The 13,880-nt window shown below is 40.7% G+C and carries 14 protein-coding genes and 1 riboswitch; of the genes, 13 read left to right on the top strand and 1 reads right to left on the bottom strand.

Annotation, left to right across the window (positions count from 1 at the left end; translation table 11 throughout):
* Positions 1-295 precede the first annotated feature (295 nt).
* The 8 genes from N6A79_RS09990 (at position 296) to N6A79_RS09955 (ending at position 7,147) form a co-directional block, all read left to right on the top strand.
* On the top strand, positions 296-1,669 hold the full coding sequence (locus N6A79_RS09990; RefSeq protein ID WP_268545825.1) for a porin: 1,374 nt from the start codon (positions 296-298) through the stop codon (positions 1,667-1,669).
* Positions 1,670-1,988: 319 nt separating this feature from the next.
* Positions 1,989-3,107, top strand: coding sequence for an aminotransferase class I/II-fold pyridoxal phosphate-dependent enzyme (locus tag N6A79_RS09985; RefSeq protein ID WP_268545824.1), 1,119 nt, complete (start codon positions 1,989-1,991; stop codon positions 3,105-3,107).
* Positions 3,104-3,481, top strand: a complete 378-nt coding sequence (locus N6A79_RS09980; RefSeq protein WP_246708058.1) for a DUF423 domain-containing protein — start codon at positions 3,104-3,106, stop codon at positions 3,479-3,481. The genes N6A79_RS09985 and N6A79_RS09980 overlap by 4 nt, the downstream gene beginning before the upstream one ends.
* 46 nt (positions 3,482-3,527) lie before the next feature.
* Positions 3,528-3,649, top strand: a riboswitch (TPP riboswitch).
* A 130-nt stretch (positions 3,650-3,779) separates the two neighbouring features.
* Positions 3,780-4,742, top strand: coding sequence for a glycine oxidase ThiO (thiO, locus tag N6A79_RS09975; RefSeq protein ID WP_268545823.1), 963 nt, complete (start codon positions 3,780-3,782; stop codon positions 4,740-4,742).
* A gap of 87 nt (positions 4,743-4,829) precedes the next feature.
* Positions 4,830-5,027 (top strand): sulfur carrier protein ThiS, encoded by a 198-nt coding sequence (gene thiS / locus N6A79_RS09970; protein ID WP_268545822.1) that lies wholly within the window; start codon positions 4,830-4,832, stop codon positions 5,025-5,027.
* 1 nt (position 5,028) lies between these two features.
* Positions 5,029-5,802 carry a thiazole synthase gene (locus N6A79_RS09965; RefSeq protein ID WP_262078402.1) on the top strand — a complete coding sequence of 258 codons (774 nt, stop codon included), beginning with the start codon at positions 5,029-5,031 and terminating at the stop codon, positions 5,800-5,802.
* Entirely contained in the window at positions 5,799-6,407 is a 609-nt protein-coding gene (locus N6A79_RS09960) for a thiamine phosphate synthase (protein WP_268545821.1), read from the top strand. The genes N6A79_RS09965 and N6A79_RS09960 overlap by 4 nt, the downstream gene beginning before the upstream one ends.
* Complete coding sequence (locus tag N6A79_RS09955; protein ID WP_268545820.1) at positions 6,404-7,147, top strand: hydroxymethylpyrimidine/phosphomethylpyrimidine kinase; 744 nt, start codon at positions 6,404-6,406, stop codon at positions 7,145-7,147. Before N6A79_RS09960 ends, N6A79_RS09955 begins: the two co-directional genes overlap by 4 nt.
* Positions 7,148-7,162: 15 nt before the next feature.
* Here the strand turns inward: N6A79_RS09955 and N6A79_RS09950 are convergent, their stop codons facing one another.
* Positions 7,163-7,570 (bottom strand): STAS/SEC14 domain-containing protein, encoded by a 408-nt coding sequence (locus tag N6A79_RS09950; protein ID WP_268545819.1) that lies wholly within the window; start codon positions 7,568-7,570, stop codon positions 7,163-7,165.
* Positions 7,571-8,110: 540 nt separating this feature from the next.
* Between N6A79_RS09950 and N6A79_RS09945 the strand changes: the two genes are divergently transcribed.
* From N6A79_RS09945 to N6A79_RS09925, 5 genes are all read left to right on the top strand, one after another.
* Entirely contained in the window at positions 8,111-8,353 is a 243-nt protein-coding gene (locus tag N6A79_RS09945) for a GlsB/YeaQ/YmgE family stress response membrane protein (RefSeq protein ID WP_268545818.1), read from the top strand.
* Between the two features lie 305 nt (positions 8,354-8,658).
* Complete coding sequence (locus N6A79_RS09940; RefSeq protein WP_182417481.1) at positions 8,659-9,390, top strand: L,D-transpeptidase; 732 nt, start codon at positions 8,659-8,661, stop codon at positions 9,388-9,390.
* A gap of 78 nt (positions 9,391-9,468) precedes the next feature.
* Positions 9,469-10,128: a GNAT family N-acetyltransferase gene (locus tag N6A79_RS09935; protein WP_268545817.1), complete on the top strand. Its 660-nt coding sequence runs from the start codon at positions 9,469-9,471 to the stop codon at positions 10,126-10,128.
* 138 nt (positions 10,129-10,266) lie between these two features.
* On the top strand, positions 10,267-11,871 hold the full coding sequence (locus N6A79_RS09930) for an ABC transporter substrate-binding protein (RefSeq protein ID WP_182417479.1): 1,605 nt from the start codon (positions 10,267-10,269) through the stop codon (positions 11,869-11,871).
* A gap of 181 nt (positions 11,872-12,052) precedes the next feature.
* Positions 12,053-13,654, top strand: a complete 1,602-nt coding sequence (locus N6A79_RS09925) for an ABC transporter substrate-binding protein (protein WP_268545816.1) — start codon at positions 12,053-12,055, stop codon at positions 13,652-13,654.
* Positions 13,655-13,880 lie beyond the last annotated feature (226 nt).

Here is a 13,880-nt window from a genome sequence, read left to right as displayed (position 1 = left end):
GAAGGGTGCCATCCCCAATAAGTTCGGCTAAATATTAATCCTTTCCTAACAAAATAAGAGCAAATTTCCGCTTTCATGACAATTTCGTGACTTTTTTGCAACAAGCTGACCTTTACTGTTTTAACAACCGTTCCAAATAGCAATTATTGGTTGTAACAAAAAATCTAGGCTGTATGTTCAAGCTAAGAAGAAGGAGCGCTTCGGGGCGACTTTTTCGGTTAAGGGGATCGGGAGCCTACTCTCACAATTTTTAAATTGCCCCGACCTATGTGAAACTTTGACTGGAGGTCATACTATGAACATTAAGAGCCTTCTTCTCGGCTCCGCTGCAGCACTTGTTGCAGTATCTGGTGCAAAAGCAGCTGACGCAGTTGTAGCCGTTGTTGCAGATCCAGAGCCAGTAGAATATGTACGCGTTTGCGACACTTATGGCGCAGGCTACTATTACATTCCTGGTACAGAAACTTGCATGCGTATTTCAGGTTATGTTCGCGCTGACATCAAGGGCGGCGATGACGTATATGCTCGTACTCGCGGTAATACATCAAATGTTATCGGCGCTGATGCAGTAGGTAACCCAATCCGTGGTAGCCGTAATCTTCACGGCGTCAATCGTGATACATATGCTTGGCGTACACGTGCAACTCTTCGTTTCCATACAGCTTCAGAAACTGAGCTTGGCACACTTCGCACATTTGTTGAGCTTCGCTCGCAATGGCAAGGTGGCGAAGAATATGGTGATGCAAAAGATCAAACACAACTTCGTTTTGCTTATATCGAACTTGGTGGTCTACGCGTAGGTATGGATGAATCAATTTTCAATCATTGGACAGGTTACTTCGGTAAAGTTATCAATGATGATGTATTGAACCCACTTACATATAGCCGTACAAACGTAATCAGCTATACTTTCAATGCAGGTAATGGCTTCTCAGCTATTTTGGGTGTTGAACAAGGTAACTCAGATGGCGATCGTTACGGTCAACATTTGTTCCGTACCTATACCGATGGTATTGCAGACTACAGAATTGGTTATACTGAGCATGGTTTTGGTCAGCAAATCGATGATTACGCTCCACATGTTATTGGTGGTTTGAAGTTCGCTCAAGGTTGGGGTTCGCTTTCAGCTGTTGCTGCATATGATGCACGCAACGAAGAGTGGGCTGGTAAAATCCGTGCTGACATTAATGTAACCGATCAGTTCTCATTGTGGGTAATGGGCGGCTATAAGTCAATGGATGATTATTATGCCGATGACAATACTTATGGTGTAGCAGGTACTGGTATCCGCGCTTCTTTGAACAATGCTGGTATTGCTCAGCTTGATCATCTTGGTGTTTATCGTCAAGTTAACTCAATCTATGGTGATTGGGGTGGCGATTGGGCTGTTTGGGGCGGTGGTTCATACAAGTTCACCCCTGCAACTAGCTTCAACTTCCAGGTTGCTTATGAAGCAGCTCGTACATTCTACGCAACTGCCAATATTTCTCACCAGATCGTTCCAGGTTTAACAATTACTCCTGAACTTACATACATCAAGTGGGATAATAACTACGGTTATGCAACAATGTATGACATTAATAACAATGTAACTTCTCTCGGCGTTCGTGACAGCATGAAAGGCCAGAGTGCATTCCAAGGTATGGTTCGCCTTCAGCGTTCATTCTAATCCTAATTTAGGATTGGTTTAGAATTAACCCGGTAGCTTCGCTGCCGGGTTTTTTCATGTCTATTGGCATCGGCTCGGTTTAATTCTTAGTTATTGCACTGGTCTAATTGCACATACAATTTTGCTCGGTTGGTTAAGTTGGGTGCCTAGAACACTTGCAGTTTTGAGGGTTTTTGTTGTTTTGTCGATATGCTTCAAATAAACTTTCATTTATAAATATCTTTTGTTCTTGATCAACGAGACGTGAAGTCAATAATATTTTGAAAAATTGGTTTTCATGATATTGATCCAATATTCTTTTAAACGGGTTTTTACCAATATGTCTTATCCCAAAATATTGCCGCAGATTGATAATATTCCCCTTGCTGTGCCTTTTGTTGGGCCTGAAACACTAGAACGCCAGAGTGGTCATAATTTTTTGGCACGCATTGGCGCAAATGAAAATGGATTCGGGCCGGCTCCATCTGTTTTAAATGCCATTGCCAATGGGATTGCTGATATTTGGCATTATAGTGATCCTACTAATTATGAAATTCGGCAAAAATTAGCTAATTTCTATGATGTTGAACTTGAAAATATTGCAATTGATGCGGGTGCGGATACCCTGTTGGGACTTATTGTTCGTCAATTTGTCGGTAAGGGTGATAAAGTAATTAACTGTCTTGGTGGTTATCCAACTTTTAATTACCATGTGACTGCTTATGGCGGTTTAGTTATTAGTGTACCATACCGCGACTATCGTTCTGACTTGCTTGCGCTACTAGAGGCTGCCAAAGCAAATGACGCAAAAATAATCTATCTTGCTAATCCTGATAATCCTCTTGGCTCGTGGCATGAGAGTTGTGAGTTAGAGCAGTTTATGGCAGCAATACCTGAAAACATTCTTTTAGTGCTTGATGAAGCATATGGGGAAACTGCGCCTGACGGTACGTTACCTCCTATGCTTCCATTGCGGCCTAATGTTTTGCGCGTCCGCACTTTTTCAAAGGCTTATGGCCTCGCGGGAATGCGTTGCGGCTATGTCATCGGTGATAAACATTTATTGAGTGGTTTTGACAAAATCCGTGATCATTTTTCATTATCTATTTTAACCCAAAAAGCCGCTGTTGCTGCGTTAGAAGATCAAGTCTATTTGCATGGCGCTATTAGTAATATCATTGCTTCACGTCGTCGTTTGCATGCTATTGCTTTGGAATTTGGCTTTATTCCTTTGGCTTCAGCGACTAATTTCGTTACAATGGATTGCCAGAGGGGAAATGTGTTTGCGCATAATCTTTTGATTGAGTTGCAAAATCGTGGCGTGTTTATTCGCAAGCCGGCAGTTCCTGGGCTTGATCATTTGATTAGAGTAAGTACGGCTCCCGATCATATTATCGATATTTTCGAAGAGGCTTTAAGGCCGGCAATAAAAGCTTGTGAAAAAGGTGAATGCCTATGATGGTACGTATCTCAAACCGGATATTTTGTTTTGCCGGTGGTGTTTTTGGGGCAGCTGGTATGGCTTCTTACGCGGCGGCCTCCCATGTTTCGCAAAGCAATTATGGGACTATCGCGCCTATTTTGCTTGGTCACGGTATTTTATTAGTGGCTTTGGCTTTAGCTGATAAAAGATCAATGTTTACGCGTCTTAGTGGCGCACTTATTGTGCTTGGTGTCACGCTTTTTGTGGGGGATTTATTATTTCGTCAAACATGGGGTATTCGTTTGTTTTCCTATGCGGCGCCTATTGGCGGTATGACGATGATTTTTGGTTGGTTGTTTTTTTGCCTTATGGCATTCTTGCCTGGTCCAGCAAAAGAAAGCTCAACATAAAACTTGTTTTATGTTGGGTTAATTGATATATCTTTTAAATATTGAATAATTTCACCTGGGGAGCTCTGTCAAGGAGCTGAGATATTGCTGGCTTATTTAAAGCGGCGCAATGACCCATAGAACCTGATCCAGATTATGCTGGCGGAGGGATGGTAGAATGAGCAGTAGCTCCTTTAAACTTTGTGTTTCCAATTCTATTTTTCTATCTTTCGTTTTGTCATCAAAACACTGGCTCTGTGTTTTGTGCGTTGGGTGTTTATATCAGCATAAAGCGGTTTAGAAATAGAAAGGAACCAGTATGAAAGTGCTTATTAAAGGTGCTGGCGTTGGCGGATTGGTTGCAGCTTATCAACTCTTCTTAAAAGGCGCTGATATCACAGTTTCTGCGCCTCTTGATAGTTTCTCCCATTCGGCAAGTTGGTATGCCGGTGGCATGTTGGCACCTTATTGCGAGCGCGAAAGTGCGGAGCAAATAGTTGAGGATTTAGGGCGGCAAGCAATGGGTTGGTGGGCTGAAAACCTTCCTGATTTAGTGCAACATAATGGTACATTTGTCTTGGCACCACAACGCGACCAAGGCGAACTTAATCGTTTTGCACAGCGCACCACCCGTCATGTTTTGGTTGATGAAGCTATGATCGCTGAGCTTGAACCAGATCTTGCAGGACGGTTTAAAAAAGCTTTATTTTTTGCTGAAGAAGCAGACATAGACCCACGTAAAGCGTTGCAAGGTTTGCAAGATAAACTAATTCAAGGAGGGGCTGCCTTTATTGCTCCTTTGCAAAATGAAGAAGAAACTGAGGATTATGATGTCATTATCGATGCAACTGGCATTGCGCGCTTAGGTGTCGATAAGGATTTACGCGGTGTTCGTGGTGAGATGCTTTTAGTGCGCTGCCCAGATGTCCATATAACAAGACCCGTTAGACTATTACATCCGCGCATTCCGCTGTATATTGTACCACGTAGTGACCATACTTTCATGATTGGTGCAACAATGATTGAAAGCGATTATGATGGTCCAATCAGCGCTCGCTCAATGATGGAGCTTTTGAATGCTGCCTATACATTGCATCCTGCCTTTGCTGAAGCGGAAATAATTGAAACCGGAGTTGGCGTGCGACCAGCCTATGCCGATAATTTTCCACGAATGACACAAGAGGGTAATCGCCATTTTTATATAAATGGCTTTTATCGTCACGGATTTTTATTATCACCAGAAATGGCACGCCGCGTTACCGATAAGCTTTGCCCTGATTGATTATTTTATATTTAAAGTCGTCTATAAGGCTTGGTAGACATTTATCACAAATATTTTAACGCGTCGCTGATTTAATTGGAGTAGTTCATGCAGGTTTTTATCAATGGCAATAGAGTTGAAACAAAAGTGCAATATCTAGCAGAGCTTTTGAATGAACAAGGTTTCAAGGGCGAGTGGTTAGCGACTGCCCAAAATAGTGAGCTTGTAAGCGCAAATGAACGTGCTTTATGTCTCATTAACGAAAACGACCGTATTGAAGTCTTAAGTCCTATGCAGGGAGGTTGATATGTTAACGCTTTATGGAGAAGATGTAACGTCGCATTTGCTTTTAGGTAGTGCACAATATCCATCACCTACTATCTTGGCTGAAGCAGTGCGCCAGTCACAAACAGATATTGTCACTGTTTCGCTTCGCCGGGAAACAGCTGGTGGTAGTCAAGGCGGTCAGTTTTGGCAGTTAATTCGCGATCTTGGTGTTAAGGTTTTACCAAATACTGCGGGTTGTTATTCGGTAAAAGAGGCTGTAACTACAGCAAAAATGGCACGAGATTTATTTAAAACAGATTGGGTGAAGCTTGAAGTTATCGGCAATCAAGACACTTTGCAGCCTAATGTTTTCGCTCTTGTCGAAGCGGCACAAATTTTAAGTGATGATGGTTTTAAGGTCTTTCCTTATACAACCGATGATCTCATAGTTGGTGAAAAGCTGCTTGAAGCTGGCTGTAAGGTGCTTATGCCTTGGTGTGCGCCCATTGGTTCGGCAAAAGGACCGCGCGATTGTGATGGTTTACGCGCTATGCGGGCACATTTTAATGATGTTCCGTTGATTGTTGATGCAGGCATTGGCAGGCCATCGCATGCGGCCATTGTTATGGAACTTGGCTTTGATGCGGTATTGCTCAATACGGCTGTCGCTAAAGCCGGTGATCCAGTTAAAATGGCTTATGCGTTTAAGCTTGCTATTGAAGCTGGAAAACAAGCCTTTGAAGCACAATTTTTAGAGCCGCGTGATTTCGCAGCCCCCTCAACACCAGTTATCGGACAGGCGGTATTCTCATGAGATTAGATCCTTTTTATCCCATTTTTGACAGTGCCGATTGGTTAGAGCGCCTTGTTCCGCTTGGTATTAAATTGGTTCAATTGCGCATGAAAAATCAACCCGATGATGTTATTCGCCGACATATTCAAAGGTCAAAGGTGATTTGCCAAAAGCATGATTGCCAACTTATTATTAATGATTATTGGCAATTAGCAATTGAAGAACAATGCGATTTTGTGCATTTAGGGCAAGAAGATTTAAGCATAGCTAATGTCGATGCTATTCGCAGCCATGGTTTAAAATTAGGTCTATCTACCCATGATGAGGATGAACTTGCCACTGCACTTGCGCAAAAGCCCGATTATATTGCTTTGGGGCCAATTTATCCAACTATATTGAAAAAAATGAAATGGGCACCGCAAGGTCTTGAAAAATTGGGTAAATGGCGGCAAATAATAGGTCAATTGCCACTTGTTGCTATTGGTGGTTTAAATGTTGATCGGCTTAATGGTGTTTTTGCAGCAGGCTGTGATAGTGCAGCAGTGGTAACTGATATCACTTTAAATCCTTCACCTGAAACGCGGGTAGAGGAGTGGTTAAGCCATACAGCCAAGTGGCGTGCATGACTTTTCCTAATGTACTTATTATCGCTGGTAGCGATTCATCGGGCGGTGCAGGGGTTGTCCGTGATATAGAGACAGCAAACCATTTATTTTGTAAATCATCGGTGGCAATAACCGCAGTTACAGCTCAAACCGATCAAGGCGTCATTGCTGTTGAACCAATGGAACCTTTACTATTGGAGCAGCAGATTGAAGCTGCAAGGATTGCTAATCCAATAGCTGCAGTAAAAATTGGCATGGTGGCGACAGTTGAAAACAGTGTTGTTTTACAAAATCAGCTTGCTTGTATAGCTAAAACGCCAATTATTTTTGACCCTGTTTTGGTTGCTAGCTCTGGTGGCCCCTTAAGCAGAGAAAACCTTGTTGAGGCGATAACCGCAAGGCTTTTGCCTTATATCGATATTTTAACTCCAAATATAATTGAACTCGCAACTTTGTTAGGTGACAAGCCGGCTCCAAATGATGACTATGCTATTAAGCAAGCAAAACAACTTTTGCATAGGGGCGTTAAAGCAATTTTAGTAAAGGGTGGCCACCTTGATGGTTTGGAAGCAAGAGATTACCTTGTAACAAACGAAGATGTTATCACGTTTTCACAGCCGCGTTTAGCGGTGCTAAGGCGTGGTACCGGCTGCACTTTGTCAACAGCTATTGCCTGTTATATGGCATCAGGAGACAGTCTTTCGCAAGCAATTGGCAGGGCGAAAGATTTTCTTTATGCACAATTGCTTGCATTGGTTTAAGGTGGATTTTACATTTTATTCTTCATTCTCTACCGGTTTGCTTTTAACAAAATCCCATGCAGCGTTAACATCATCTGCCGCAAACCAACGAAAATTGGGAGCCAAAAATGGACTTAAAAATTTGGTTGTAAAAGACATATAGCTTGGTCCACCAACTACAGCGTATCGATCGACTTTATCATGCAATTCCTTGTTCATGGAAAGTGCATCGGGTTTAAATAAAGCCGACCATTCAACCTCATCAGTTCCATAAAAAATAATGATTATATTGAATTTTTCATGCAATGTCGCTTTAGCTTCCATGAGGCCATAGAGATTTTCAATATCAGCATCGTTAAGTGAACCTTTGATAGCAAGTGCTAAGGTTATAGGATTATCTGTTTTAATTTTTCTGATTGGGGAAGGGGTAAGGTCGACTACCATTGCACTATCCTTTTAAATGAAATTTAAGGCATTCTTATAATTTAAGGCATTTTTACAATAATGTGTAAAGTGAATTTTATGTTTAAAGTATATATAATCAAATGCCCGTAATTCCTTATTAATGTAATTGATGAACCGTTTGGGTTCTTGTTATTTTTAGAAATAAGCTAATTTTGTTATAACCAAAACTTAAAAAGCCATTTAACATTGATACGTTTGAAAGTGCTATTCAATCTTTCTAGTATTTGTATCTGAATTAAATTCGTATTAATCTTGCTAGGTGTTTATTGTTTATTTTAACTGATGGTTATGCTATCTTATAATAACATTATTAGGTTGGTGGTTTACAAAAATTTACACGAAATGCTTTGAAAATTATTTTAAAAATTTGTTTTTCATGTTTTGAATCTTATATAATAATTATTGGAGGAACTTTTTTGAGTTCTCGCCATTTATAATATGAGAGATTTGTTTTCAAAGTTTCTGACTGCAATATTACAAAGAATTTTTTTAATCGTCATTCATAAAGGAGATGAACTCATGGGCTTAGGTTTTTTTGCAAGCATAATTGTTGGTGGTCTTGCGGGCTGGTTCGCGCAAATGTTCATGAAAAGTGGCGGCGGTATTATTCTCAACATTATTTTAGGTATAGTCGGTGCCGCACTTGCAAGCCTTGTACTTGGTTGGTTTGGTGTTAGCTTTTATGGCTGGCTTGGCTATCTTATCGCTGGTTTTGTTGGTGCATGTGTCCTTATTGCTTTTGGTCGGGCAATCAGGGGATAAATACCGCTACTTTGCTGTTTTCTTAAAGGCGCTGTAAATCTAGGTGATTTATAGCGCCTTTTTGTATTTTTCTTGAAAACATCAAAAATGATGATGCCACATTGATGCGTTTGGCTTATGTTTTAATATTGTTATTTCTATCTTTACAATATTGCGCTTTGTAAATGAGTTTTTGGGGTTAACGTTTTTTCAATATTGCTAGCGTTAAATAAGGTCTTAAGTTTTGGGAGAAAATACATTGATAGGATGGGTTGTCTTGCCATTTTATTTTTCTCAAATAGGTTTTATTACTTGAAGGTTGTATCATGACCAATGAACGTTCGTTACAAAATCGACGACTAATGTTAAAAGGCACCGGTCTTTTTATGATGAGTGGTCTTGCTGGATGTACAATGGACCGCTTTTTGCCCGCCATTGATACAACTACGACGAGTGCAATCATTGGCCCTAATGGTGGCAATGCCATGAGGCCACCAATTAGCGTTGATGCTAGGGTAACATCTTCTGATACTATGTATGCAGCCGTTAACGAACGTGGTTTCCAGTTGCAAGCCATCCCTTATGACCAAATACCTCGCCAATACCGTCGCCAAATTGTCCCTAATACAACGGGTGAGGGACCCGGGACGATTGTTGTTGATGCAAAAAACTATTTTCTTTATTTTACTCAAAATGGCGGTGATGCTATCCGTTATGGCGTTGGTGTTGGGCGTGCTGGCTTTAGTTGGTCAGGGCGTGCTAAAGTACAATATAAGCGCGAATGGCCTGTTTGGACACCACCTGCCGAAATGATAAAACGCCAACCGGAGCTTGTGCAATATAGAAATGGTATGCAGCCGGGGCCAACTAACCCATTGGGAGCGCGCGCATTATATATTTACCAAAATGGCAACGATACTGGCTATCGTATTCATGGTTCGCCAGAATGGTGGTCTATTGGTAAATCTATGTCATCAGGTTGTATTCGCTTAATTAATCAAGATATTATTGATCTTTATGCTCGTGTTCCTGTTGGTACGCCTATTTTGGTGCGCTAAATCTTAATATCGATTTAAATAGATCAATATATCAACGGAAAATAGCTTTTTTACTATTGGCTGCTAAGCGGGGGTGTGATGGTTGAAAAATTGGCGTGGAATGGCTGTACAGCTCCTGAGCAAAAGATAATCGAAGGGCAATATGTCCGCTTGGTCCCGCTTTCAATAGCTGCGCACTTGAGTGATTTATTTGCGGCTTCAAAAAATGGGTTGGCTGAAGAGCGTTTCTTATATTTAGCAGAACTTCCACCTATTGATATTGAAGAATTTAAGTGCTGGATGGCAAATGCCATAAATAACGTTAATCTTCAATTTTTTGCGGTGATTGATAAAAGAACCAATCGTGCAGAAGGGCGCTTTGCCCTTATGCGCATGGATTTGGATAATGGCATTATTGAAATCGGCCATATCCTTTGGGGCGATGCTATAAAGCGCAGCCGCATCGCTACCGAGGCATTTTTTCTAGTTGCTGATTATGTTTTTGCATTAAAATTTAGACGTTTAGAATGGAAGTGTAACAATAATAATGAGCCTTCTAAAAAGGCAGCCCTCCGCTTTGGTTTTCAATATGAAGGCTTGTTTCGCCAACATATGGTCGTTAAGGGACAAAATCGCGATACCGCATGGTTTTCCATCATAGATCGGGATTGGTCTGATTTGCGACAGAAATATTTAAAATGGCTTATGGCAGAAAACTTTAACGAAAATGCTGAGCAAAAGCGCCCCCTTAATATATAAAATGAACGCTTTACAAGTTACCTAAAATTCATTTACCTTAAGATACCTATATATTTACATTGGGTTCTAAGTTTTGGAACATATAAAAAACGTTAATATGCCATGTTATTTCCAACTGACCGCACAGGGAGGTATCTTATGAAAATTTTGAAATCTACTTTAATGGCAACGGCTTTAGCTGCATCGGTATTAGCTGGCATTGTCGGTGCTTCAGCTAAAACTCTTGTTTATTGCTCAGAGGCATCGCCTGAAGGCTTTGATCCTTCCGCCTATACATCTGGTACAACATTTGATGCTGCAGGACGTGCATCCTATAGTCGTTTGCTTGAATTTGTGGTTGGCACTAGCAATACCGAGGCTGGTTTGGCTGAAAGTTGGGATATTTCGGATGACGGCTTAACTTATACATTTCATCTGCGTAAAGGTGTAAAGTTCCAAACTACTAATTATTTTACCCCTAGTCGCGATATGAATGCTGACGATGTGGTGTTTTCTTTTGAAAGGCAATGGAAAACAGATAACCCTTGGTTTAGTTATACGCCGGGTATCCTTTGGCAATATTTCGATAGTATGGATATGGGCAAACTTTTAAAATCAGTTGAAAAGGTTGATGATTATACTGTAAAAATTACTTTAACGCGACCTGAAGCACCATTCCTTGCTAATATGGCTATGGATTTTGCGTCGATTGTTTCAAAAGAATATGCCGATAAATTGCAAAAAGATGGTAAGATGGAGCTAATGAACCAGCAACCGGTTGGCACAGGGCCATTTATTTTTGTTGGCTATCAAAAAGATGCGGTTATTCGCTATAAGGCAAATCCTGATTATTATCGTGGTAAACCAGCCGTTGATAATTTAGTTTTTGCGATCACTCTTGATCCATCAGTTCGTATGCAAAAATTAAAAGCTGGTGAATGTCATATTGCATCATATCCCAACCCCAATGATGTTGCTGAATTAAAAGCAGATAAAAATCTCAATGTACAAGAGCAAGCGGGTCTTAACGTTGCTTATCTTGCCTATAATACTGAAGAAGCGCCTTTTGATAAAGCGGAAGTGCGCCGCGCTTTAAACATGGCAGTTAATAAGCAAAGTATTGTTAATGCAGTTTTTGGTGGTGCAGGGCAGGTTGCACAAAATCCAATCCCGCCAACAATGTGGGGGTATAATAAAGCTATTAAACCAGACCAATATAATCCTGATGAAGCCAAAAAAGTGCTTGCAGAAGCCGGGGTAAAAGATCTTTCAATGAAAATCTGGGCGATGCCAGTTTCGCGCCCTTATATGCCTAATGCTCGCCGCGCCGCCGAACTCATCCAGTCAGATTTTGCTCATATTGGTGTAAAAGCTGATATTGTGTCGATGGAATGGGGGGAATATCTAAAAGCGGGCAATGATAAGGGGCGCGATGGTGCTATGATTATGGGCTGGACAGGCGACAATGGCGATCCTGATAATTTCATGGGGGTGCTTAATTCTTGTGTCGGCATTGGTACCAATAATTATGCGCGTTGGTGCAATAAGGAGTTTGAAGATATCATTTTAAAAGCTCGCATCAGTAATAATCATGATGAGCGGGTAAAGCTTTATGAAAAAGCACAAGAGGTGTTTAATAGAGAGGCACCATGGCTCGTCATTGCTAATTCTACTGTCTTTATGCCAATGTCCAAAAATGTTAAAAACTATGTTATGGACCCGCTAGGGCTTCATCGTTTTGAAAATGTTGATATTGAAGAATGATATTGGTAATTTAAAATTGTTAAAGCGGGTGATTTTCACCCGCTTTTTTTAATTTCGCTACTTCTATCATTCATAAAAATATTCGCTATTTGATGTTTAAACGCAAAAAAATTGCTTGCTGTTTTTGTAATTTTGCCGCGTGATAATCGTTGAGACCGCAGTTTTTGGGAAGGAATGCGCAATGATGATAAATAAACTTATTCGCACCGCTATTATTGCTACAGCTTTTTGTGGGGTAGCCACCACTGTGTCAGCTAAAACCTTGGTTTATTGCTCTGAAGCCTCGCCTGAAGGTTTTGATCCAGCGCTTTATACATCTGGTACAACTTTTGATGCAAGTAGTCGACCAGTTTTTAATAAATTAGTTGATTTTGTTAAAGGCACCAGCAATATCAAATCTGGCCTTGCGGAAAGATGGGACATTTCTGATGACGGTTTAACTTATACATTTCATCTAACTAAAGGTGTTAAGTTCCATACAACCAGCTATTTTACTCCAAGCCGAGACTTCAATGCCGATGATGTTATTTTCTCTTTTGAGAGGCAATGGAAGAAGGATAATCCATGGCATAATTATACCCCTGGCGTATCGTGGCAATATTTTGAAAGTATGGAAATGAACACATTGTTCAAATCCATCGACAAAATTGATGATTATACAGTGCGTTTTACTTTAAACAGGCCTGAAGCCCCATTTCTTGCTAATATGGCCATGCCCTTCGCAGTTATCTATTCCAAGGAATACGGTGATAAGCTTGAAAAAGAAGGTAAAATGGAATTGATGAATCAACAACCGGTTGGTACAGGGCCATTTATCTTTGTTGGCTATCAAAAGGATGCTGTTATCCGCTTTAAAGCAAATCCTGACTATTTCCAAGGCAAACAACCTATTGATAATTTGGTATTTGCAATCACTCTTGATCCATCTGTTCGTATGCAAAAGCTTAAGGCAAATGAATGCCAAATTGCTTCTTATCCCAATCCTAATGATTTGCCCGATTTAAAGGCTGATAAAAATCTAATTGTACAAGAACAAGCTGGGCTTAATATTGCCTATCTTGCCTATAATACCGAAGAAGCACCTTTTAATAAAATAGAAGTGCGCCAAGCTTTGAATAAAGCAGTCAATAAGCAAGCTATTGTTGATGCTGTGTTTGGTGGTGCAGGTCAAGTTGCACAAAATCCAATTCCACCAACAATGTGGGGTTTTAACAAAAATATTAGGCCGGATGAATATAATCCTGAAGAAGCAAAAAAGATGCTTGATAAAGCCGGCGTCAAGGATCTTTCAATGAAGATTTGGGCAATGCCGATATCGCGTCCTTACATGCCAAATGGTCGTAGAACTGCTGAGCTTATTCAGGCAGATTATGCTAAGGTTGGTATCAAAAGTGAAATTGTTTCGATGGAATGGGGGGAATACCTAAAGGCGGGCAATGATAAGGGGCGCGATGGTGCTTTTATGATGGGTTGGATCGGTGATAATGGTGACCCTGATAATTTTATGGGAGTATTAAACTCCTGTGCTGGTGTTGGCACTAATAATTATGCGCGTTGGTGTAATAAGGATTTTGATGATCTGATACAACGTGGTCGCACGACTACGGATCATGATGAGCGTGTTAAAATTTATGAAGAAGCGCAAGAACTCTTTAATAAAGAGGCTCCATGGCTAGTTATTGCCAATTCAACCGTATTTATGCCAATGTCCAACAAGGTTAAAAACTATATCATGGATCCTATGGGGTCGCACGCTTTTGACGGTGTTGATATCGAGGAGTAGTTGTAAACAACGTATGATAGAAGGATTGTGTTTATTCGCCTGCTGTCATGGTGGTGGATAAGAGTAAATAGGATATTCTTAGAGCGTTTTCCGAAAAGTGTGAAGCGGTTTTCGGGCAAAAACGCGATGTAAACAATGGATTAGAGCGCATTTCGATCTGATTCAATCAGATCGAAATGCGCTCTAATATAAAAGGCCATCAGTTCAACTGATGGCCTTTTATTAT

Source organism: Bartonella sp. HY761, from assembly GCF_026743145.1.
Lineage (GTDB): Bacteria > Pseudomonadota > Alphaproteobacteria > Rhizobiales > Rhizobiaceae > HY038.
The sequence above is the reverse complement of the archived record's forward strand: the minus strand, read 5'-3'. Positions and strand labels throughout refer to the sequence as shown.

Excerpts from the sequence above, each read along its gene's own strand:
- N6A79_RS09935 (WP_268545817.1), top strand. The coding sequence starts at position 9,469 with ATGGTTGAAAAATTGGCGTGGAATGGCTGTACAGCTCCTGAGCAAAAG.
- N6A79_RS09965 (WP_262078402.1), top strand. The coding sequence starts at position 5,029 with ATGTTAACGCTTTATGGAGAAGATGTAACGTCGCATTTGCTTTTAGGT.
- N6A79_RS09950 (WP_268545819.1), bottom strand. The coding sequence starts at position 7,570 with ATGGTAGTCGACCTTACCCCTTCCCCAATCAGAAAAATTAAAACAGAT.
- N6A79_RS09925 (WP_268545816.1), top strand. The coding sequence starts at position 12,053 with ATGATGATAAATAAACTTATTCGCACCGCTATTATTGCTACAGCTTTT.
- N6A79_RS09930 (WP_182417479.1), top strand. The coding sequence starts at position 10,267 with ATGAAAATTTTGAAATCTACTTTAATGGCAACGGCTTTAGCTGCATCG.
- N6A79_RS09990 (WP_268545825.1), top strand. The coding sequence starts at position 296 with ATGAACATTAAGAGCCTTCTTCTCGGCTCCGCTGCAGCACTTGTTGCA.
- N6A79_RS09955 (WP_268545820.1), top strand. The coding sequence starts at position 6,404 with ATGACTTTTCCTAATGTACTTATTATCGCTGGTAGCGATTCATCGGGC.
- N6A79_RS09985 (WP_268545824.1), top strand. The coding sequence starts at position 1,989 with ATGTCTTATCCCAAAATATTGCCGCAGATTGATAATATTCCCCTTGCT.
- thiO (WP_268545823.1), top strand. The coding sequence starts at position 3,780 with ATGAAAGTGCTTATTAAAGGTGCTGGCGTTGGCGGATTGGTTGCAGCT.
- thiS (WP_268545822.1), top strand. The coding sequence starts at position 4,830 with ATGCAGGTTTTTATCAATGGCAATAGAGTTGAAACAAAAGTGCAATAT.
- N6A79_RS09960 (WP_268545821.1), top strand. The coding sequence starts at position 5,799 with ATGAGATTAGATCCTTTTTATCCCATTTTTGACAGTGCCGATTGGTTA.
- N6A79_RS09980 (WP_246708058.1), top strand. The coding sequence starts at position 3,104 with ATGATGGTACGTATCTCAAACCGGATATTTTGTTTTGCCGGTGGTGTT.
- N6A79_RS09940 (WP_182417481.1), top strand. The coding sequence starts at position 8,659 with ATGACCAATGAACGTTCGTTACAAAATCGACGACTAATGTTAAAAGGC.
- N6A79_RS09945 (WP_268545818.1), top strand. The coding sequence starts at position 8,111 with ATGGGCTTAGGTTTTTTTGCAAGCATAATTGTTGGTGGTCTTGCGGGC.